This is a genomic window from Burkholderia sp. A9, from assembly GCF_000801975.1.
Map to the genome: position 1 here is coordinate 113,236 of NZ_JSZN01000010.1, position 20,743 is coordinate 133,978.

Below are 20,743 nucleotides of genomic sequence, written 5' to 3' on the forward strand. Positions count from 1 at the left end.
GTACTGTCATGGATGACGTGTTCGTTTTTTTGACGAACGCGTCACAGAGGCGCAAGCGGTCTACGCGGAACACGCTGCAGTAGCGTTTTGCCCCAAGTGGGACGAGCTCCTCGGCGGGGCGAGCTCGGATGGATGGGCGGATAGCTCGTAATCATCAAAGTGTGAGAGCACGGTTTCTGCCACCAGCGGATTTCGGCTGGCCACCACTCAATGGTGCGGGCCAGAAGTTGATAGCGCCGACGCAGGAGGAGCAGCGAAGCTTCCGCGAACGCGCGGCAAAGTTAACTTGCGCTTTGCACGATATTTGGTAGAGGGAATATCTGCAACACGCAGCAGGTAGATAAAAGCTCCAGAATGTCGATTTATTAAGCGTTCGTGTAACAGGGCGACACGAATTGCTTGTCTTGGCCGGCTTCAAGCATGTCGTCGGGGTGATTTCACCGTTCAAAACGACGAGAATTGGTTGGCGTGGCGCGACATCAATTGTTGAACTCCACAACTAAGCTTGATGCGCTTGGGTGACGACTTCAAAGCGCGACAGTGCGCTAACGGTCATGTGTTGACGCTTGCGGTCGACGCGAAAACACGGATGCGATCAAAGCGTCGAGCAGGCCTTCGTCATCTTGTCACTCATCGACTCTCGATCGTACATGTGGACATGATTCGCACCTTCTTCTTCAACGGATAGATCGCGTCCACGAAAGCGGGTCATCACCAGACGGCGATTCGGGTAAATGCCGCGCAAAGGCGCTGCGTGAGGCGTTGTTCAGCTTTACGGGCAAGCGGTGACGTTCAATTCCCTCGGTGCGCCGCGCATTGCTCGCTTGCCTCGCCTTCCTGAACTGGAATGGCTAGTTTCGCGTCGTTCAGAACTGAATCGAACCGCTTGCGAAACGCCGGGTCCCGCCTTGCGAGAAGGCTCGCCTCGACCCAGAGGGTAAAGCAATCGTCGCTTTGCAAGTAATCGTGGAGTTTCAATATCGCAGAGCGCAGGTTGCACGTCAGCTCGTCCTGCTTCCAGTGCAATGATTCGATCAACAAGTCGGACTTGTCGTAAAAGTTGCAATAGAACGCGCCGCGCGTGTAGCCCGCCGCTTCGGCGACATCGGCCACGCTGGTCGACGGAAACCCCTTTTCGATAAAGAGCTCCCGAGCTGCTTCCACCATTTGCTCGCGCGTTTGCGCTCTTCGTTCCGCGTGCGTCAGCCTTTTGCGTTTCATTGGATGTCCATGAGAAGTCCAGTGTCCCAATGGGCGGTTCGGAGCAGGCTGCCGGCTAACGCCTGACTAAAGACAAGGCCAATTCCGCGATGATGAATGATATATTGATCACTAGTGATTGTTTTGTCGACTAAGACGTTTGAATCTATACTGCGGCTCTGATCGAAATCGAGATCGTCATGTCGAAGACAACAAATCGCCCGATACCAAAGCGCGCTGCCGCGCGAACGCCCGCCGTCACTTTGGAGGCCGCTGACGCGCGCGAGCCGCGCGGCGCACGCCGCAAGAGAGAGACGCGGGCCCGCTTGCTTGAGGCAGCGCTCAAGCTCATGGCCGAAAAAGGCATGGAAGGTGTCGCCATCAACGAAATCACCGAGGCGGCCGATGTCGGCTTCGGCTCGTTCTACAACCATTTCGAGTCCAAGGAGGCGATTTACGCGACGCTGGTTGAGTCCGTGTTCGAGGAGTTCGCCGACTGGCTCGATCGTCTCACGACCGGCTTGTCCGACCCGGCCGAGGTGATCGCCGTCTCCGTGCGCTATACCTTGATGCGCGCGCATCGCGAGCCACTTTGGGGCCAATTTTTGGTACGGGAGGGCTTTTCCTCGCGCATGCTTGACCGTGGACTTGGTCAGCGGTTGTTGCGGGATGTGCAAAGGGGTATCGTCGCAAAGCGTTTCGCCGTCGCGGATCCATTCGTCGCGTTCTTGTCCGTGGGAGGCACCGTGCTCGCCGCGGTGACAGCCGAACTGGGCATCGTTGCGCCTGGGGCACCGAATGCCGACGCGTTGAAGGCGTTGGGTTTCAGCGGTGAGCGACTCGCCGAGCGCGTTGCCGGAGCCTTGCTGGAAACCTTGGGCCTCAAACGGGGGGAAGCGGAAAAGGTCGCGACGCGTCCGTTGCCGGTCGTGGAAACCGCTGCCCAAGCCGACTGAAAAGCATTGCGGCAAGCCGTTCGGCTGACGGTCGGCAAGGCGGATAGGCAAGCGGTTCATTCCGCGAACCCCGAACGGGCTGCATTCGATCCCGAAGTCGGTACGACGTAGTTTGCGACGTTGGTCGCGGGTAATGGACAATGGACTGTCGGCGCCGGATTCGATGAACGGCTTGTCGGCGTCATGGTCGACCCGCCCGCGGCAGAGTCGAGGATGCGAACGGTCGCCGCCAGATGTCCCGCAATGGTCGTCAGCGCGCGACGATGACCGTCCGCCAGTGCGTCGTAACCGGCGGTTACAGGCTCGACGACCGTGCTGCGGCAAGTCAGCTTTCCAACGACCTCTCCCGGCGGGCGAATACTCCAGACCGCATCGATGACCACCCGCGCATCGGGCCACGACTCGAAACGCTGCACGTGGACGGCAATGCGATAGACGGGCGCATCGCCTTTTTGCTTTGGCTGGCGAGCGTTGAAGTCGCTCAACTGTTGTGTCACTGCGATCGATAGGGCCGTGCGAATTTCATCGTTCAATGGCGACGCCCAGCGTTCGTTTTCGAGCACTTCAACCTGCGTCTCGCTGACCCTGACGACCAGCTGATTGCGGTCAACCTCGGCCGGCACGCTGACGGACTGAACGTCGATCAAGGCTGCGGAACTGGAAACGCTCGAGGCGGCCGCGGCACGCACACTCGGAGCCAGCGTATAAAACCGACTCGGCGGTGACGAGGCGCAGGCGGATAGCGCAAGCGCACTCGCCACTGCAAGCACTCGAATGGCGGCGCTGCGCCGATGCAATAGGTTGAACATCATTGACGATCCCCTTTCTTACCGAACACGAGTGCTTCGGGATGGCGTTCCAGGTAGTCCGCGAGCGCGTTCAGAGACTGCAACGTGCGCGTCAATTCCTGCATCGCCCCGTGAACGTCCGCTTGCATCGGCGAATCTTGTCCAAGGGTCGCTTGTGCCGCGTCGAACGTTTTCTGGGCGGATGCCAGCGTGGATTGCGCTTGCGGAACGACTTCCGTGTTGAGCTGACCGAAGAGGCGATTCGCGCTTTCCAGCGTGCCGTTCAGATTCGCCCCGATCTTGTCGAACGGAACTTGATTGAGCTTCTTGGCGATTTCGGCAATCTGCACTTGCAGTTCATCGAGCGTATTCGGCACGGTGGGCAGCTCGATCGGCATGTTGCGCAGATCGACCGTCGCGTGCGCTGCATGCGGGAACATGTCGAGTGCCACATAAAGCTGGCCAGTGAGCAGGTTGCCGGTTCGCAATTGGCCGCGCAGCCCCTGCATGACGAGGTGTTGCAGCATGTCGTGCCCGCCCTGGCTATTCGGCGCAGGCAGCGACGTGTTCGAACGGCGGCTGAGCCTGTCGGGATAGAGCGCCATGGTCACTTCCATGCTGAAGTTCTGAGCCTTTTCGTCGTACTCGAGACCAATTTTCGTCACTTGACCGAGCGTGATGCCGCGCAGATCCACCGGTGCGCCGACAGATAGTCCGCGCAGCGACTGGTTGAAATGCATGACGACATAGAGCGGTGCGCCGTCCGGCTCTCGCATGGCGTCGGTTTCGTCCGACGCGAGCCTGAACGTCGCGCCGTCGGCGGCTTGTGGGCCCGCATCTTGTCCAGGCGGCGCTTCGAAGGCCAGCCCCCCCATGATGACGGTGGCAAGCGATTGCGTGTTGAGCTTGAGTCCGCCTGAGTCGAGGCGCAGATCCACGCCGCTCGCGTGCCACCACCGCGTGTCGCTCCCGACGTACCTGTCGTACGGCGCATTGACGAACACGTTGACGATCACGCCCGATCCCTTGGGGGCGAGTGAAAAACCGACGACTTGGCCGACTTGAATCCTTCGGTAGAAGATGGGTGCACCGATATCAAGCGAGCCGAGCGAATCTCCTCGCAGCGTGTATTGATGTCCCTGCTGATCGGCGGTCACGATCGGAGGATTCTCGAGACCGGTGAAGGCTGTTTTGCGCAGGGTCGAGCGGCCAATGTCGGCGCCGATATACGCGCCGGACAGCAATGTGCCAAGGCCGGATATGCCGCTCGCGCCGACGCGCGGACGCACCACCCAGAATCGCGATCCCTCGGTGGCGAACTTTTCGGCTTCCTTGTCGAGTTGGATCTTGACACGGACATGACGAAGATCGTCCGATAGCGCGATAGTGCGCACGGTGCCGATCTCGACATCCTTGTACTTGACCTTCGTTTTGCCCGCCTCCAGCCCTTCGGCGTTATTGAAGATCACGGTGACGGTCGGCCCTTCATCGGTGATGGATTTCGTGAGAAGCGCGATACCGATCAGCGCCGAGATCAAGGGAATCAGCCATACCAGAGAAGGAAGCCAGCGGCTGCGAGGCTTGATCTCCGGATGCGGTAAGTCAGGGATTTGCATCGCTGGAAAGAATCGAATGAAGGGTTGTCGAAGCCGGAAGGTACGCGGCGATTACGATCGTGCGGGAGAGCCTGCCGGCCGGCGCCGGACGTTGTCCCAGATCAGGCGCGGATCAAACTCGTTCGATGCGAGCATAGTCAGCACCACGACCGAACCGAACGCCAAAGCCCCCGGTCCCGCGGTGATCTGCGCGAGCGATCCGAAATGCACGAGTGCCACAGTGAGCGACACGACGAATACGTCGAGCATCGACCAGCGCCCGACGCGTTCCACCATGCGGTAGAGCTTGGCGCGCTCGAGCGGCTGCCAATCGGAACCGCGATAGGCGGCGACGGTTTGCAGCGTGAGAATGGCGAGCTTGAGCATCGGCACCATGACACTGGCGACGAACACGATCACCGCAAGCGGCCAGTCCCCCGAACGCCAGAAGTAGGCGATGCCACCGAGGATCGTGTCGTCCTCGGCGCGGCCCAACGACGAGGTGTGCATGATCGGCAAAAGGTTCGCCGGGATATAGAGCAAAGCGGCGCCAAGAAGAAGCCCGAACGTACGGGTAACGCTGTCGGGGCGGCGCTCGTGCAGCGGTGAGTGGCACCGAACACAGTGTGAATCGGATGCTTGCGCGCTGCGCGAGTGAACGAGCCCGCAGCAGTGACAGGCGATGAACCCGGCGTGCTTGGCGGTGACGGAGGCGGTTGCTGGCTGAATAGCCGGCACAGCGCCGCCTTGTGCGTTACGCTGCTTGTTACGCCGACGGGGCAGCCCGGCGCGAGCGCCGCCCCGATTCATGACCTCTTCGCGAATCTCCCATAGCATGCACGGGTCGAAAGCAGCGATCACGCAAAACATCAGCGTCAACGCGCCGAATGCGAACAGCGACGTTCCCGGGATGACTCGCGCGAGACTCACCATCTTCACGATCGTAATGAGCACCCCGAGCATGAAAACCTCGGTCATGCCCCACGGACGCACGAATTGAACGAGGCGCAGCACAGCGTCGAAGGCGCGCGGTACACGGCCCGCACGCAGCGGTAGCAATAGATAGAGCAGGGCGACGAGTTCGAACAACGGGAACAGCATCGTCGTGCAAAAGACCATCGCTGCGACGACATGCATATGGCCTTTCCACAGCGCCTGCACGGCTTCAAAAAGCGTGGCGTGCGACGTCAGGCCATTGGTTTCCAGCGCGAGTACCGGGAACGCCTGCGCGATCAAGAACGTGATAAGTGCGGCGACCGTGACCGCGCAGACCTTCTCGAGCGTCAGACCCGCGTGGCGCACCCCTTTTATGCTTGCGCCGCAAGACGAGCAGTGCGCAACCAAACCGCGCAGACGCGGCGGCTTGCGAAAGAGAGAGTCGCACTCGTGACAGGCAATCAAATCTCGATGTTCCATATAAAAGAAAATCGAACGGACGAATATGGATGACCGATCGTGGCGGGGCGGCCTGCTTCTCGCGTGCCGGCCCGCCCGATCGCAAATGGAGCGAACGAGCGCGAATCAATCGCGCGACGCCGACTTCCCTGGCTCGGGCGGCAATTCGCCCATCGCTTGAAACAGCGCGGCGGTATCGCCGAGCCGTTGGCTCTGCGCGCGAACCGCGTCGAGCTGTGCAGTCAGAAACTGCTGTTCGCTAGCTTGAGCCGCCGATATCGGCAAGGACCCGAGCCGATAACGCGAACTCGTTTCGTCGAACAGTTCATGCGCCGAGCGAGCCTCGCTTTCGATCGATGCGAGCGTCTGCGCATCGTTTTCGAGCGCGGCGAGCGAATCGGCGACGTTCTCGAAGGCGGACAAGACTGTCGATTTGTAGTGCAGAACCGCTGCCTCATACGCCTCCTTCGTTGCACGCCGATGCGCCAGCAAGGCGCCGCCATGGAAGATCGGTTGCGCAGCGCTTGCACCGATCGCCCATATGCCGCCGGCGCCGGAGAGCAGGGCTGGCCAACTGAATCCGGCGCGGCCCATCGAGGCCGTCAGCGATAGGCTCGGGAAAAGCTGTGCCGTCGCTTGACCGACATCGGCCGCGGCCGCCTGCATGGCGGCTTCGGCGGCTTGAATATCCGGACGCGAGCGAAGCAACTGCGCCGGTACGGCGACCGGTAGGCGCTCAGGCAGCGAAAGGCTATCCAGATCGGGGACGCCAGGCGCCGCATCCGGTGTTCGGCCCAGCAGAACGGCCAGCGCGTGGACGGTGCTCGCGCGCTGCTGGCGCAGCGGCGGGAGGGTAGCGGCGAGCGCGGCGGCCTGCCGCGCGGACGCGAGTGCCTGCGCATGCGAGACCGAGCCGAGCGCTTGACGGTGCGCATCGTCGCGCGCCGTATCGCCGGCGAGCGTTACCAGACGTTCGGTGAGCGCGATCTGACGATCGAGCGCCGCGGCATTGATGGCGGTGCCGACGATGTTCGCGGCGAGCGCGCGGCGCGCTGCGTCGAGTTCGTACGCCTGCACGTCGACGCGAGCCGCGCTGGCCTTGTTCCCGTAGCGAACAGCGCCGAACAGATCGAAGTTGTACTGCGCCTGCAACTGACCGACGAAGACGTTGTAGCGTTCGGTGCTTGGACCGATGCCGGGGACGACGGGCGAACGCGTACGCTCGACCTGCGCACCCGCGTCGATCGACGGCAACGTCGAAGCACCGATCTGGGCACGCAGTTCCTGCTGCGCGGCATTCAGCGACCTCTGCGTGGCGGAGAGTGTCGGGTTGTTGCGCAGCCCTTCTTCGACAAGCGCATCGAGCGCGTCGGAGCGGTACAGCGTCCACCATTGCGGGACTGACGTTGCGCCGACATCGAAATGTTGCGCCGTACCTCCCGCCGCGACGGTCTGCTGAGGTTGCGGCTGTGCCCCATAATGCGCGGGCGACGGCATCGCGGGTGGCGTACCGCTCGGGCCTAACGAACAGGCGCTCGCTGCAAGTGCCGCGAACACGGCGATAACGGCTGTCTTGATGGCAAGTTGCATGGTCAGATCTCCGCGTGTTCGACGACGCTCTGTTGCGGTTCGCGCTCGTCGCGGCGAACACGGAAGGAAGTCGCATAAAGGGCCGGCAGGAAGAACAGCGTGAGCACCGTGGCGATCGTGATGCCGCCCATGAGCGAGGTAGCCATCGGGCCAAAGAAGCCGGAACGAAGGAGCGGAATCAATGCCAGCACCGCAGCGGCGGCCGTGAGCATGATCGGACGGAAGCGCCTGACGGTCGCACCGACGATTGCATCGAAACGGGGATGGCCGGACGCGATGTCCTGCTCGATCTGATCGACGAGGATCACCGAATTACGCATGATGATGCCGAACATCGCGATCACGCCGAGCATGGCGACGAACCCGAACGGTTCGCCGAGCAGCAGCAGCGCGGCCACGACGCCGATCAAGCCGAGCGGTGCGGTCAGCACGACGATGAGCGTGCGCGAGAAGCTCTGTAGTTGGATCATGAGCAGGGTTAGCACCGCGATGATGAGGATCGGCATTTCGGCATTGATCGACGTCTGGCCCTTCATGCTTTCCTCGACCGAGCCGCCGACCACGATGCGATAGCCGATCGGCAGTTGCGCGCGAAGCTGGCTCAGTTGCCGGTCGACGTCGTGCGTGACGTCGATACCTTGCGCATCGCCACGAACGTCGGCTTGCACCGTGATGGTCGGCTGCCGATCGCGTTCCCAAATCACGCCGTACTCGAGCGCCGTGCGCACATGACCGAGCGTGCCGAGCGGCACGGGGCCGCTGGGTGTCGGAACGGCCAGGCTCGTGAGTTGCGAGGGATCGACGCGCTCGCTCTTGGGTGCGCGCAGATCGACGTCGATCAATTTGTCGCGCTCGCGGTACTGCGTCACCGTGTAGCCGGAAAGCGTCATGGCGAGGAAGTTCGATACATCCTGCGAGGTCACACCGAGTTGACGAGCCCGGTTCTGGTCGATTTGGAACGATAGGGAGCGCTCTTCCGGCTCATCCCAGTCGAACTGCACATTGCGTGTGCGTGCGTCGGCACGTACCTTGTCGGCCACCTTCTGTGCGATGTCATGCACCGTCGTGATGTTGTCGCCGCTCACGCGGAATTGAATCGGATAACCGACGGGCGGCCCGTTCTCGAGTCGCGCCACACGTGTTCGTACGCCGGGGAACTGATTCTCGAGCGAGGCGTCGAGCCATTTCAGGAGCTTTTCCCGTTCTTTGACGTCCTTTGCCGTGATGACGAATTGCGCGAAGTTCGGCTGCTGCAATTGCTGGTCGAGTGGCAGATAGAAGCGGGGCGCGCCGGTGCCGACGAAGTCGACGACGCGATCGATTTCGGGGCGGCCGTGCAGGGTCTGCTCGAGGCGTTGTGCTTCACACAGCGTCGCGGCGAATGAAGCCCCCTCGGGCAGGCGCATATCGACGAGCAACTCGGGGCGCTCCGAGTTCGGGAAGAACTGCTTGGGCACGCGAGTGAAGGCCGCCATGGCGACGGCGAATGCGATGGCCGTTACGCCCAGCACCAACCAACGGTGCTCGATGCACCAGGCCACCCAGCCGCCCATGCGGCGATAGAAACCCGTGTTGTAGATATCATCGTCGTGGCCGTGGCCATCGTGCTCGCCCGCCTTGCGTTCGGGGAGCAGGTGATAACCGAGCAGCGGAACGAGCACGACGGCGGCGAACCATGAAACGATGAGCGCGATCGCCGACACTTCGAAGATCGAGCGCGTGTATTCACCGGTGCTCGATTTGGCGAGGGCGATCGGCAGGAAGCCCGATACGGTGACGAGCGTACCCGTCAACATCGGAAAGGCCGTGCTCGTGTAGGCGAATGCCGCCGAGCGCATGCGGCTCCAGCCTTGCTCGAGTTTCACGGCCATCATCTCGACGGCGATGATCGCGTCGTCCACGAGCAACCCCAGCGCGAGCACGAGGGTGCCGAGCGAGACCTTGTTCAGGCCGATGCCGAACAGATACATGCACAGCGACGTCACGGCGAGCACGATCGGGATCGAGATTACGACGACCATGCCCGTGCGCAGGCCCAGCGAGACGAGGCTGACCACCAGCACGATCGCGACAGCCTCGGCCACTGCCTCGACGAAATCGTCGACCGAATGCTTGACGGTGTCGGGCATGCTCGAGATCTGGACGAGCTTGAGCCCCGCGGGCAGGCGTGCTTGCAATTCGGCGCGCTCGCTATCGAGCGCCTTGCCTAGCCGGATCACGTCGCCGCCTGTCTGCATCGTGACGCCGATCCCGAGCACAGCATGGCCGTTCGTCCGCATCTGCGTGACGGGCGGATCGTCATAGCCGCGGTGGATCTTTGCGATGTCGCCGAGGCGGAACGTACGGTGATTCACCGAAATCAGCATGTCTTCGAGCGCATGCACGTCTTTGAATGCACCGCTCGTGCGCACGAATACGCGATCGTCGGGTGTGTTGAACGTGCCGACCGGCGCCACGGCGTTCTGCGCATCGATGGCGTGAGCGAGTTCCGCGGGCGTGATCGCGAGCTTCGTCAACTGCGTGTTCGAAATCTCGATGAAGATGTGCTGGTCCGGATCGCCGAAGTAGTCGACCTTCGCGACGCCAGGCACGCGCAAGAGCACGGTGCGCAGTTGGTCCGCATGGTCGTGCAATTGCGCGGGCGAAAACCCGTCACCTTCGAGGGCGTAGATGTTCGTATAGACGTCGCCGAACTCATCGTTGAAGAACGGGCCGACGATACCCTGCGGCAGCGTTGCGCGAATGTCGCCCACCTTCTTGCGAACCTGATACCAGGTTTCAGGCACTTCCTTGACGGGCGCCGAGTCCTTCATCGCGAAGAAGATCATCGACTCGCCGGGGCGCGAATAGCTCTTGATGTTGTCGACGTAGGGCGCGGCCTGAAGCTGGCGCGCGATGCGATCCGTGACCTGCTCCTGTACTTCACGTGCGCTCGCGCCGGGCCAATACGTTTGAATGACCATCGTTCGGAACGTGAACGGCGGATCTTCGGATTGCGAAAGATGGGTGTAGCCGATGACGCCGAACAGCGTCATCAGACCGATCAAGTAAATCACGAGCTGCTGATGACGCAGCGCCCATTGGGAAAGATTGAAGCCGCCTTTGCCTTCGCTTTCGGCCTTGGGGGCGGTGGCGAACGTGGCGTCGCCCGCCTTTTCACGGTCGACGATGCTCATGATGCGAAGTCCTCAGGATGCAGCGGGGCGACGACCTGCACGTGCTCGCCGGCGCTCACGGTATGGACGCCCTGCACGACGACGCGTTCACCGTCGTGCAGGCCTGTGGCGACTTCAACCGTCCGCTCGCCGTAGTTCGTGACGGCGACGGTACGCAGCACGAGCTTGTCGGTGCCCGGTTGAACGACCCAGACGGCGGGCTTGTCGCCATCGTGAAAGAGCGCCGTGGCCGGCAGCTCGAAGGGGGAAACGCCGTCGTTCGCGTGGGCCATATCGAACTGCACCTGAGCCGTCATGCCGAGCCGTATCTCGGGGGTCGGCGCAATGAGCGTGAGCTTCACGCGCCAGGTGCGGCTTTGCGGATCGGCGCTGGGCGCCACCTCGCGCACGCGTGCTTCGAATGTCTTGCCGGGCAAGGCCGACAGCGTGACTTTTGCGGTCTGGCCGACCTTGAGCGAATTCAGTGCGCTCTCGGGGGCGTCGCAGGCGATATCGACATCGCCACTCCAATCGAGGTGATAGACGGCCTGTCCTTGCTCGACGTTCTGGCCCGTATCGGCGTCCTCGGATTTGATCACGCCGTCGTGGTCCGCCACCAAAGTGGTGTAGTGCAGGTGGTCTTCGGCCAGCGCCATTTGAGCCAACGCGGAATCGCGCTGCGCAAGCGCCGTTGCATAGGCATTTTGCGTCTGCTCCAGCTGCGCCGGCGCAATCAGCTTGGCCTGCGCCTGCGCTTGATCCCGAGCGAGCTGCTGCTTCTGATACGCGAGCTGATGCTCGGCCGCATCGAGCTGAGCGCGTGCGTTCGCTGCATTGTTGCGTAGGTCGGTGGGGTCGAGCAGTGCGAGCACTTGCCCGGCTTTCACCGTATCGCCCAGGTGTACGCGGCGCTCGGCAATTTTGCCGCCGACGCGGAACGAAAGCGTCGTCGAGTAACGCGCTTCGACTTGGGCCGGCAACGAAGTGGCGTCCGGCGTACCGTCGGCATGCACGGCAAGCGCGATGACGGGCTTCACTTCGGGGGCGACGGGTTCGCGTGTGTGACAAGCCACAAGCAGGACCGCACCGCAAACGGCGAGGCAAAGACCCGCCTGACGGGGCAACGCAGTGGAAGACGGGCGCGAGGACGACCGCGTTTCAAGACCGGGGAGTTTCACGATGTTTCCAAAGCAAGGGGGTTAGCAAGAGGAAAGGGGGACCATTCATTCGTCAGGGTTTTCACTGACGAGCATCGATCGGTGCTGACATTAAAGTCTAAGATGATAATATTGTCAATTATGACTTGTGGATCTGAATCGATGAACGATAAGAAAGAGACGAACGCGCCGGTGAACGGTGGGCACCCCGGTTCGCGACGGCCCCGCCAAGGGGCCATGGAAGTCGGCGATGCTCATGCGGTGGACGGTGTGAGCCCAGGCGAGGGCGACCGGCGCGAACCTCGCGGTGCGCGGCGCAAGCGCGAGACGCATGCTCGCCTGCTCGAGGCGGCGCTCGCCCTAGTGGCGACGAAAGGTTTCGAGTACGTGACCATCAACGAGATCACGGAAGCGGCGGATGTGGGCTTCGGCTCGTTCTACAACCACTTCGAATCGAAGGATGCGCTTCATGCGGCGCTCGTCGATTGGGTGATCGAGGAGTTCGGCGACCGGCTCGATGCGCTTGTGAGCGGTCTATCCGATCCGGCGGAAGTGGTCGCGGTGTGCGTGCGACACACCTTGATGCGCGCGCGGCGCGAACCGGTTTGGGGACGTTTCCTGATTCGCGAGGGATTTTCGGATCGCGCACTGCACCTCGGTATGAGTCGGCGGTTGAGGCGCGATAGCGAGATGGGTATTGCAGCCGGACGCTTCGTCGCGGCCGATCCCTTCATGAGCCATGTGTCGGTGACCGGCATCGTTCTCGCGGCGATTGCCGCGGAACTTAATGTTGTCCCACCTGGCCGATCCCCGGCCGAACGGGATCAGGACCGAGACGTTGCGCAAGAGCACCTTGCGGAGCGCGCCGCCGTGGCCGTATTGCACGCGTTGGGTTTGGATCGTGCCGAGGCCGAGGGTGTCGCGCGGCGGCCGTTGCCGGTAGCGCCGCATTGACGGCGAGCGGACGGGCGTAACCAGGACGATCTCATCTCCCAACACACGAATTGCGCTGAAGATTCTCGGCATCTTGCAGTCGCTCTCGCGCTGTGGCTGCTGGTGCCGACGTCCTCTGCGAACTCGCGTTCGTATCGTAGGAAACCTAAGTCATGCTTACCATGGCAAGGAGTTTTTCGAAGCGAACTATGTGGTCTTGACAAGCGGGCCGTCGGCGACCGCGAACATCGAAGGTGTGTTGATTCGCGGTGCGCAGGGCGTCCGATCGCTGACGATCGTGCCGGTTCCGAGACCCGGCGCCGGGCGGCACGGAGCGTGACCGGCTCGTGTGGCGTACTGACGCAAAATTTTCGGAGGCGATGCGGCGGTGGGGCGCCTACCCCCGCCCATTCGCATAAAGCGCGCTTGCCCGATAGCGCCGGCGCACCTCGCGCAGTGCCGTCGCAAGGATGGCGCTGACAGGAAGCGCGAGCAGTACGCCGAAAAAGCCGAACAGTTGGCCGAACGCCAGCAGCGCAAAAATCACCGCGAGCGGATGCAGACCGATGCGCTCGCCGATGAGCCGAGGCGTAAGAAACGCCGTCTCGAGCACTTGCCCAATCCCATAGATCAAGGCCACCGCACCGAAACCGTACCAGTCGCCGAATTGGAGCAGTGCGGCGAGCAGCGCGAGTACGAGCCCCGTCGCGAAGCCGACATACGGGATAAAGACCGCAAGCCCAGTAAATAGACCGACAGGCAATGCGACGCCGAAGCCGGCGAGGCCCAGCGCGATCGGGTAGAACGTTGCGAGCACGACCATGACGAGCAATTGGCCGCGCAGATATTGCGACAGAATCTGATCCATCTCGGTTACGAGCGCGCACGTTTTGCCGAGCCACGGCCGAGGCACGAGGCTTTCGATCCGAGCGAAGAACTTACGCCTGTCGTAGAGCAGGTAGTACAGCACGAGCGGTACCACGACGACATTGCCCACCACGGTAACCAATGCGCTGCCGCCCGTGCGCACATAGCGCCATGCTGCAGGCTGCACCGATTGTCTGCCGCCTTCGAGTCGGCTCGTCAGTACGTTGCGCAAGCTCGACAAATCGAACGACCCGTCCAGGCCGAACATGGCGAGCTTCGGCTGCAGCCCCGCATTGATTTTTGCCGTGAAACCTGGAATTTGCGCGGCGAGCGCCGGCAGCTCTTTTTGGATGACGGCGAACACGAGCAGCCCGAGCGACACGATGACCGACGCAAACAAAAGCATCATGACGAGCGCCGCTAGAGAGCGTGGAATACGCTGACGGACGAGCCATTCGACGCCGGGCTGGAGCATGTAGGCAATCAAGCCGCCAAGCAAGAATGGCGTGAGCACCGGACGCAAGATCCACATCAGAACGCCGAGCCCGACTGCGAGGGCACCCCAGAGCACGGCCTGCCGCTGGTAGGAATTGGGTCGCGCACGCTCTTGCTGCAGCTCGCGCGTTGCGGGTGGATTCGTCGACATCTTGAGGCTCGTGCTTGGCTGCCGTGGCTGCTTCTCGGGATCGGTAGACGACGACCGTCCGGCTCGACGTCGACCCTAGGTGCGATATATTGCACGCAAATGACAAAACAATCAATTATGACAATGATATTTAATTATGTGCATACCGGCATCCGAGGATAAAGCCACCCCAGGCAGAGTCGCTGCACAAGTACGGGCTCGCTTGCGATAGTTGACAAAAGTATCATCGATGAGTTTAATGTCATCAACAAGCCGAGCAATGAATCGGACGAGCAACCATAGAGACGATAGGAGCTGAGCGTGGAGACAAGTGCGCATCTTGGCGTTCCCGGATTGACTACTGCACAACCGTCGCGTCATCCCCATCCCACGACCAAGGCGTCGGCGTTGTCGTACTTGATCTTTGACCGTCCCGACCTCGAACAGGCCGAGCGGTTTCTCAACGACTTCGGGCTGCAAACGGTCTTGCGAAACGAAGCGCTGTTGCTTTTGCGCGGCACGGGCCCGGCGCCGTTCTGTTATGTCGTTCGCCACGCGACGAAGGCACAGTTTGCCGGCTTCGGGTTGCAGGTCGATAGCAAGTCGGACCTGCATGCCCTGACCAGGCTCCCCGGCGCCTCGGGGGTGGAATCGTCGGACTGGCCAGGCGGCGGATATCGCGTGACGTTGACCGACCCCTCGGGCTTTCGCGTCGATGCGGTCTGTGGCCTTCGCGAAGTTGAACCGTTGCCCCATCGAAACGCGCTTCAATTCAATTCCGTGGACGCGGCAGTACGAATCAACGACACGCAGCGCCCGCCGGCGGACGTGCCTGAAGTCATCAAGCTAGGGCATGTCGTGCTCGAGTTGGCGAACTTCCAGGAAACGTGCGCGTGGTACACACAGCACTTCGGTTTTATCCCGAGCGATGTACAGAGACTCCCGGACGGCTCACCCGCCGTCGCATTCATGCGTCTGGATCTGGGCGAGCGGCCAGCCGACCATCACACGCTCGCGTTGGCGCAAGGTTTCATTCCGAAGTACAGCCATAGCGCCTTTGAATTGATCGATGCGGACGCGGTCGGCATGGGGCAACGCGTCCTGCGCGAAAAAGGTTGGACACACGCTTGGGGTATCGGACGTCATATTCTGGGCAGCCAGATATTCGACTACTGGCAAGACCCCTGGGGCGACAAGCACGAACACTATTGCGACGGCGACCTGTTCACGTCGGACGCACCCACCGGCCAGCATGCGGTCAGCCGTGAAGCGATGGCCCAATGGGGGCCGGCTATGCCACGCAGTTTCACCAAGCCCAAGCTCTCGCCGTCGAGCTTGGCCGCCCTCATTCGCAACCTCCGACGCAGTCCGGATCTAACGGTGAGCAAGCTGCTGGCGCTCGCCAAGATATTCGCCTGACACCCCCGCATCTCCGAACAATAGAGGCTCGAAACCATGTCACTGCATGTTTTGCATTATCGGCACGAATGCCACGCTCGTTGGGGCGTGGTACGAAACGGCGCCATCACGCCTATTCCCGGCGAATTCGCGACGACGGCGGAATTTATCGCCGCGAATCCGGTTGAGCGCCTGCTCGAACTCGACGGTCCGACGATTCCCGAGTCGGCCGTGCAATGGCTCTCGCCTGTCACGGCGAATCAGCAGTTCATCTGCCAGGGTGCGAATTATCGCCAGCATATGATCGAATCCGGCATGGACCCGGATGTCAAGAAGTTCAACATGATCTTCACGAAGGCCGCGAGCTGCATCGTCGCTGCTGACTCGAAACTGGTGAAGCCACACGAGGTACGGTTTCTCGACTATGAGATCGAGCTCGGTCTTGTCCTCAAACGCGACATCACGTCCCGCGAAACGGTTACTGACGAGAACCTGCACGATTTCATTGCCGGCGCCGTGATCGTCAACGACTACTCTGCGCGCGACATCCAGATTCCACAGATGCAGTTCTACAAGGGCAAGAGCTATCGTACGTTTGGCCCTGTCGGTCCTTACCTTTGCCTGCTCGAAAAGCACGACATGCCGAAGCTGAAGGACCTCGTGCTGACGCTGACCGTCAATGGGAAGGTTCGACAGAACGATTCCACTTCGGGTCTTGTCTACGGCCCGGCAGAGACATTGACTGAGTTGTCCGGCATTCATGACCTGCATGCCGGTGACTTGCTCGCAACGGGTACGCCATCCGGTTGCGCGCTGATCATTCCGTCGCCGGAAAAGCAACGCGCCGCGGCCCAACTGTCCGAAGCGGAGAAATGGCGTCTTTTCCTCGCCTTGCAAGCGAATCGACCGCAGTACCTTCAGGATGGCGATGTGGTCGAAGCACGTATCGTCAGCCAGGATGGCTCGATCGATCTTGGCACCCAGCGCAACGTCGTCGTCGCAGAGGCCGCATGAAAGGCATTGCAAACGAGCAGGATGTCCTCGCTATCGAATCGCAGAGGCAACCGGCGGATATTCCGTCGAGCACCTACGAAATGATCTGCCGGGGCGCCGCCATCAATCCATCGGCACCCGCGCTTTCGTTCTTCGCAACCACGGACGACTACGCGAACCCGGAGCGCTGGACTTACAGTGAACTGGTGCGCGACATCACGCGTACTGCAAACATGTTGTCGCGACTGGGTGTACAGCGAGACACGGTCATCGCCTATGTATTGCCGAATCTGCCCGAAACGCACTTTGCGATCTGGGGAGGCGAGGCGGTCGGCATTGTCTGCGCGATCAATCCACTGCTCGAGAGTGACGCGATCGGCGAGCTGCTCAATGCCTCAGGCGCCAGCGTGATTGTCACACTGGCGCCGTATCCCGACACGGACCTGTGGCCGAAAGTGCAGGCGGTCTTGCACAAGGTTGTGTCGCTCAAGCATGTCGTGCTGATAAACCTTGCTGACCATGTGCCGGGCGAACAGCGATTTGCGGCCCGAATGCTTCAGCGCGACGAATGCGCAAGGTTGCACGGCGAGGAAGGTGTGCGAGGCGCGGTTCCTTCGCAGATCGCCATTCACGACTTCGGCGAAGCAGTCGCACGGGAGCCGGGCATGGTGCTCTGCACCCCACACCGGATGAACAGGGACGACGTATCGTCCTGCTTCTGCACGGGCGGCACCACCGGCCTGCCAAAAATCGCGATGCGCCGGCACGGCAACGAGGTGGCCAATGCATGGAGCGCCGGACAATTCCTCGGTGAAAGCGTTGGCCCGGGCAAGACGATCTTCTGCGGATTGCCGCTGTTCCACGTCAATGCCGTGATGGTGACGGGACTGCTGCCGTTTTCACGCGGTGCGCATGTCGTGGTGGGCACGCCGCAAGGTTATCGCGGAGAAGGCGTCGTCAAACGCTTCTGGGATATCGTCGCGCATTACCGGATCAACTTTTTCAGCGGCGTGCCGACCCTCTATGGCTCGCTGCTGGACGTGCCCGTTGACGGCCGAGACATCAGTTCGCTCGAATACGGGTTGTGCGGTGCTGCGCCGATGCCGATGGAATTGTTGCGTGCTTTCCAGGCGCGAACCGGAATCAGGATCCTCGAAGGCTACGGCCTCACGGAAGGTACCTGCATTAGCAGCGTCAATCCGCCGCTTGGCGAACGGCGGGTCGGCTCGATCGGCCTTCGGCTCCCGGGCCAGGCCATGAAAGCCGTGATGGTCGATGAAACGGGCCGTTATGCGCGGGACTGTGTTGCGGATGAGGTTGGCCAACTGGTGATCTCCGGTCCGAACGTGTTCATCGGCTATATGCGGCCAGAGCAAAACAGCGGCATCTGGATGGATCTGGCTGATGGCGGCAAATGGCTCAATACAGGAGATCTGGGGCGCTGCGACGCAGACGGCTACTTCTGGCTCACAGGCCGAAAGAAGGAGCTGATCATTCGTGGCGGACACAACATCGATCCGGCAGCGATCGAAGAAGCGCTGCACCGACATCCCGCAGTGCAGATTGCCGCAGCAGTGGGGCGTCCTGACATGCACGCAGGCGAACTGCCGGTCGCCTATGTCCAGCTCAAGCCGGGCGTAACGGCAAATGAAGCAGAAATGGCAGAGTTCCTGCGTGACGAGATCAGCGAACGAGCTGCGTTCCCCAAAGGCATACGAATCGTTGAAACGATGCCCTTGACGGGCGTCGGCAAGATCTTCAAGCCCGCGCTGAAGAGGATCGAAACCGTAGATGCCCTGCGGTCGGCGCTCGCGGAAGCTGGCGTCGAGGGCGCAACCGTTAGCGTCGTCGAAGACGCCTTGCGTGGGATTTCAGTTCACGTCGAACTTCCCGACGCAGAACTCGAATCATCGGCGACTTCCGCGCTTGGACGCTTTCCGTTCGCGTTTTCAATCGCTGTCGCGGCGAGTTCCAGGACCTCGTGATGCGTGTTCACTAACGTGCCCGCCAACTTGTCAAACGTGACTGCCGCGTAGAAGGGAAAAAAATAACAGACGTTCGCAGTTCCTGACTCCACACGGAGCGGAGACAGTAAGCAAAGCATGGACTCGGATAAATCATATCGTTGTATTTAGTATACCTACATAACAAAGTGGGGCGATTTTTGGATTCGGTCTAAAGATACGAGAACCGATCCAACGATCCGGATCAAAGGGCGGATCGTTAAAGCCGTGTGGACGATAAAAACCATTTAGCCTATGAGGCAGGAGAAGACGCGTGAGGAACTACTGGAAGAATGTTCGGCCTGCCGTTGTGGCGGGTTTTATCTGTTCGGCTGCGCTTGCTGGAAATGCGAATGCACAATCGGCCGGAAGCTTTACCCTGTCGACAGGGTGGCTTCACGTAGCACCACAGGGTAATGCCACGCCGCTTACCGTGGAGAGCGTGGGTGGTATTGCCGTCAATCAGCAGTTGTCGGGCACTGGTGCACACGCGTCGTCAACGGATACGCTCGGCATCAACACCGAGTACTACGTGACCGACAACATCGGCATCGCGACACTCATTGGCCTGCCACTAACAGTCAATCTGCAGGGCAAGGGGACGCTCGCGAAGTACGGCACCCTCGGTACGACGAGGCCGATGCCGCCCGCCATCGAGCTTCGATATCACCTGTTTGAGGCTCAGTCGAAATTTCGTCCGTTCGTCGGATTGGGCGTGAACTATACGTGGTTCACCCAGGTTCGCGCAACCAACGGCCAGTTCATCACCAATAGCGTTGGTCCTGGCGGATCGATACACGCGACCCTCAGTGCATCGTGGAACCCCGTGTTCGACGTCGGGGCAAATTACGCGCTTTCCAAACACTGGTCGGTCGGAGCGTCTGTCGGCTACATCCCGCTCAAGACGCACATGACCATATACGGACAGACCGCAACCGGAACGCAGATCGTTTCCAGGTCGACGCTCCGGATCGAACCCATTAACGTCTTTCTGAACGTCGGCTATACATTCTAGCGCGGACGACCAGCGTTCCCAGACGTCAATCCCGTCGGCGGATTGTGCCGCCAACGCATCAATCGTGAGATTTTTCATGCTCATCGAAGACATCGAATACGTTATGTTTCGCCACCCGGACCTGGCTGCCGTCCGCAATTTCATGGTCGATTACGGTTTGCTGGATCTGCAACAGGGCGGCGACACGCTTTATCTGCGCAGCTACGGGGACGCGCCTTTCTCTTACGTCTCGATGCAAGGCGAGGCGGCGTTTGTTGGTGTCGGGTTCCGCGTGAGTTCGCGCGACGCGCTCGATACGTTGGCGGCCCGCTTTGACTCACCCGTGACCGATTGCCCGCATCCGGGCGGAGGCCTGTACACGGTGGGGGCCGATCCCGATGGCCGACGGCTGGAGTTCGGGTTCGGCGCCGAACGTCTCCCAGTCGTTCCGTCGGGCGGCGCTCCGATTGTGTGGAATGACGCTCATGCGAGGAACCGGCCTGGCCATTTCCAGCGCCCGGCCTTCGACCCGTCGCACATTCAGCGGCTTGGCCATGTGGCCGTCTTCTCGCCAGACCCGCAGGGATTGATCTCGTGGTACGGCGACACCCTCGGCATGCAGCCGTCGGAACGGATCTACCAGGGCGACGAGAATCGTGTCGTGGCCGCCTTCATGCACCTGGATACAGGCGCAACATGGACCGATCACCACACACTGGCCATTGTCGGCGGCGAGGCGGTGGGCCTGGACCACGCCTCCTTTGAATGTCGCGATATCGATGACGTGGGCATCGGCCACATGGTCATGGCCGATAAAGGCTACAAGCACCGCTGGGGCATCGGCCGCCATTTCCACGGCAGCCAGATTTTCGATTACTGGACCGATCCCGCCGGCTTCCACATGGAGCATTACGTGGACGGCGACCTCGTCAACAGCGACTCGCCGACCCTGAGCTATCCGTTCGGACGAAATACATTGTTGCAATGGGGCCCGGCTTTCCCGGGTCTTTAAACCACCACCAGACATGACCGCTGTCCGCTCGGCGGAACTGGTCCGTAATGCCCTGATGATTGCATCTGCGCAGCCTTCCCAT

General features: G+C 61.2%; 15 protein-coding genes. 7 read left to right on the forward strand and 8 right to left on the reverse strand.

All coding sequences use genetic code 11. The features are described from left to right. Positions 1 to 792: 792 nt before the first annotated feature. A complete protein-coding gene (locus PI86_RS06155) occupies positions 793 to 1,221 on the reverse strand; it encodes a TetR/AcrR family transcriptional regulator (RefSeq protein ID WP_082012156.1) in 429 nt (142 codons plus the stop codon). A 179-nt stretch (positions 1,222 to 1,400) separates the two neighbouring features. On the opposite strand from PI86_RS06155, the gene PI86_RS06160 reads away from it, so the two are divergent. Continuing rightward, positions 1,401 to 2,156 carry a TetR/AcrR family transcriptional regulator gene (locus PI86_RS06160; RefSeq protein WP_039319863.1) on the forward strand — a complete coding sequence of 252 codons (756 nt, stop codon included), beginning with the start codon at positions 1,401 to 1,403 and terminating at the stop codon, positions 2,154 to 2,156. 56 nt (positions 2,157 to 2,212) lie between these two features. Here the strand turns inward: PI86_RS06160 and PI86_RS06165 are convergent, their stop codons facing one another. The 6 genes from PI86_RS06165 to PI86_RS06190 form a co-directional block, all read right to left on the reverse strand. After that, the gene (locus PI86_RS06165; protein WP_052319382.1) at positions 2,213 to 2,968 is read right to left on the reverse strand and encodes a PqiC family protein; all 756 of its coding nucleotides are present in this window, start codon (positions 2,966 to 2,968) and stop codon (positions 2,213 to 2,215) included. Next, positions 2,965 to 4,560 (reverse strand): PqiB family protein, encoded by a 1,596-nt coding sequence (locus tag PI86_RS06170; RefSeq protein WP_039319865.1) that lies wholly within the window; start codon positions 4,558 to 4,560, stop codon positions 2,965 to 2,967. The genes PI86_RS06165 and PI86_RS06170 overlap by 4 nt, the downstream gene beginning before the upstream one ends. Before the next feature lie 51 nt (positions 4,561 to 4,611). Beyond that, positions 4,612 to 5,955 (reverse strand): paraquat-inducible protein A, encoded by a 1,344-nt coding sequence (locus tag PI86_RS06175; protein ID WP_039319868.1) that lies wholly within the window; start codon positions 5,953 to 5,955, stop codon positions 4,612 to 4,614. A 105-nt stretch (positions 5,956 to 6,060) separates the two neighbouring features. Beyond that, on the reverse strand, positions 6,061 to 7,524 hold the full coding sequence (locus PI86_RS06180; RefSeq protein ID WP_039319871.1) for an efflux transporter outer membrane subunit: 1,464 nt from the start codon (positions 7,522 to 7,524) through the stop codon (positions 6,061 to 6,063). Between the two features lie 2 nt (positions 7,525 to 7,526). Further along, positions 7,527 to 10,700 (reverse strand): efflux RND transporter permease subunit, encoded by a 3,174-nt coding sequence (locus PI86_RS06185; RefSeq protein ID WP_039319874.1) that lies wholly within the window; start codon positions 10,698 to 10,700, stop codon positions 7,527 to 7,529. Continuing rightward, a complete protein-coding gene (locus PI86_RS06190; protein WP_039319876.1) occupies positions 10,697 to 11,857 on the reverse strand; it encodes an efflux RND transporter periplasmic adaptor subunit in 1,161 nt (386 codons plus the stop codon). Before PI86_RS06190 ends, PI86_RS06185 begins: the two co-directional genes overlap by 4 nt. Positions 11,858 to 12,073: 216 nt before the next feature. On the opposite strand from PI86_RS06190, the gene PI86_RS06195 reads away from it, so the two are divergent. After that, positions 12,074 to 12,790, forward strand: a complete 717-nt coding sequence (locus tag PI86_RS06195; protein ID WP_052319386.1) for a TetR/AcrR family transcriptional regulator — start codon at positions 12,074 to 12,076, stop codon at positions 12,788 to 12,790. 376 nt (positions 12,791 to 13,166) lie between these two features. Here the strand turns inward: PI86_RS06195 and PI86_RS06200 are convergent, their stop codons facing one another. After that, positions 13,167 to 14,252, reverse strand: coding sequence for an AI-2E family transporter (locus PI86_RS06200; RefSeq protein ID WP_039319924.1), 1,086 nt, complete (start codon positions 14,250 to 14,252; stop codon positions 13,167 to 13,169). Between the two features lie 330 nt (positions 14,253 to 14,582). On the opposite strand from PI86_RS06200, the gene PI86_RS06205 reads away from it, so the two are divergent. The 5 genes from PI86_RS06205 to PI86_RS06225 all read left to right on the forward strand — a co-directional run bounded on the left by PI86_RS06205 (position 14,583) and on the right by PI86_RS06225 (position 20,661). Beyond that, the gene (locus PI86_RS06205) at positions 14,583 to 15,680 is read left to right on the forward strand and encodes a VOC family protein (protein ID WP_039319879.1); all 1,098 of its coding nucleotides are present in this window, start codon (positions 14,583 to 14,585) and stop codon (positions 15,678 to 15,680) included. 36 nt (positions 15,681 to 15,716) lie between these two features. Continuing rightward, positions 15,717 to 16,673 (forward strand): fumarylacetoacetate hydrolase family protein, encoded by a 957-nt coding sequence (locus PI86_RS06210; RefSeq protein ID WP_039319881.1) that lies wholly within the window; start codon positions 15,717 to 15,719, stop codon positions 16,671 to 16,673. Beyond that, the gene (locus PI86_RS06215) at positions 16,670 to 18,637 is read left to right on the forward strand and encodes an acyl-CoA synthetase (RefSeq protein ID WP_039319884.1); all 1,968 of its coding nucleotides are present in this window, start codon (positions 16,670 to 16,672) and stop codon (positions 18,635 to 18,637) included. Before PI86_RS06210 ends, PI86_RS06215 begins: the two co-directional genes overlap by 4 nt. Positions 18,638 to 18,929: 292 nt before the next feature. Beyond that, positions 18,930 to 19,670: an OmpW/AlkL family protein gene (locus PI86_RS06220; protein ID WP_052319383.1), complete on the forward strand. Its 741-nt coding sequence runs from the start codon at positions 18,930 to 18,932 to the stop codon at positions 19,668 to 19,670. 76 nt (positions 19,671 to 19,746) lie between these two features. Continuing rightward, positions 19,747 to 20,661, forward strand: coding sequence for a VOC family protein (locus tag PI86_RS06225; protein WP_052319384.1), 915 nt, complete (start codon positions 19,747 to 19,749; stop codon positions 20,659 to 20,661). Positions 20,662 to 20,743 lie beyond the last annotated feature (82 nt).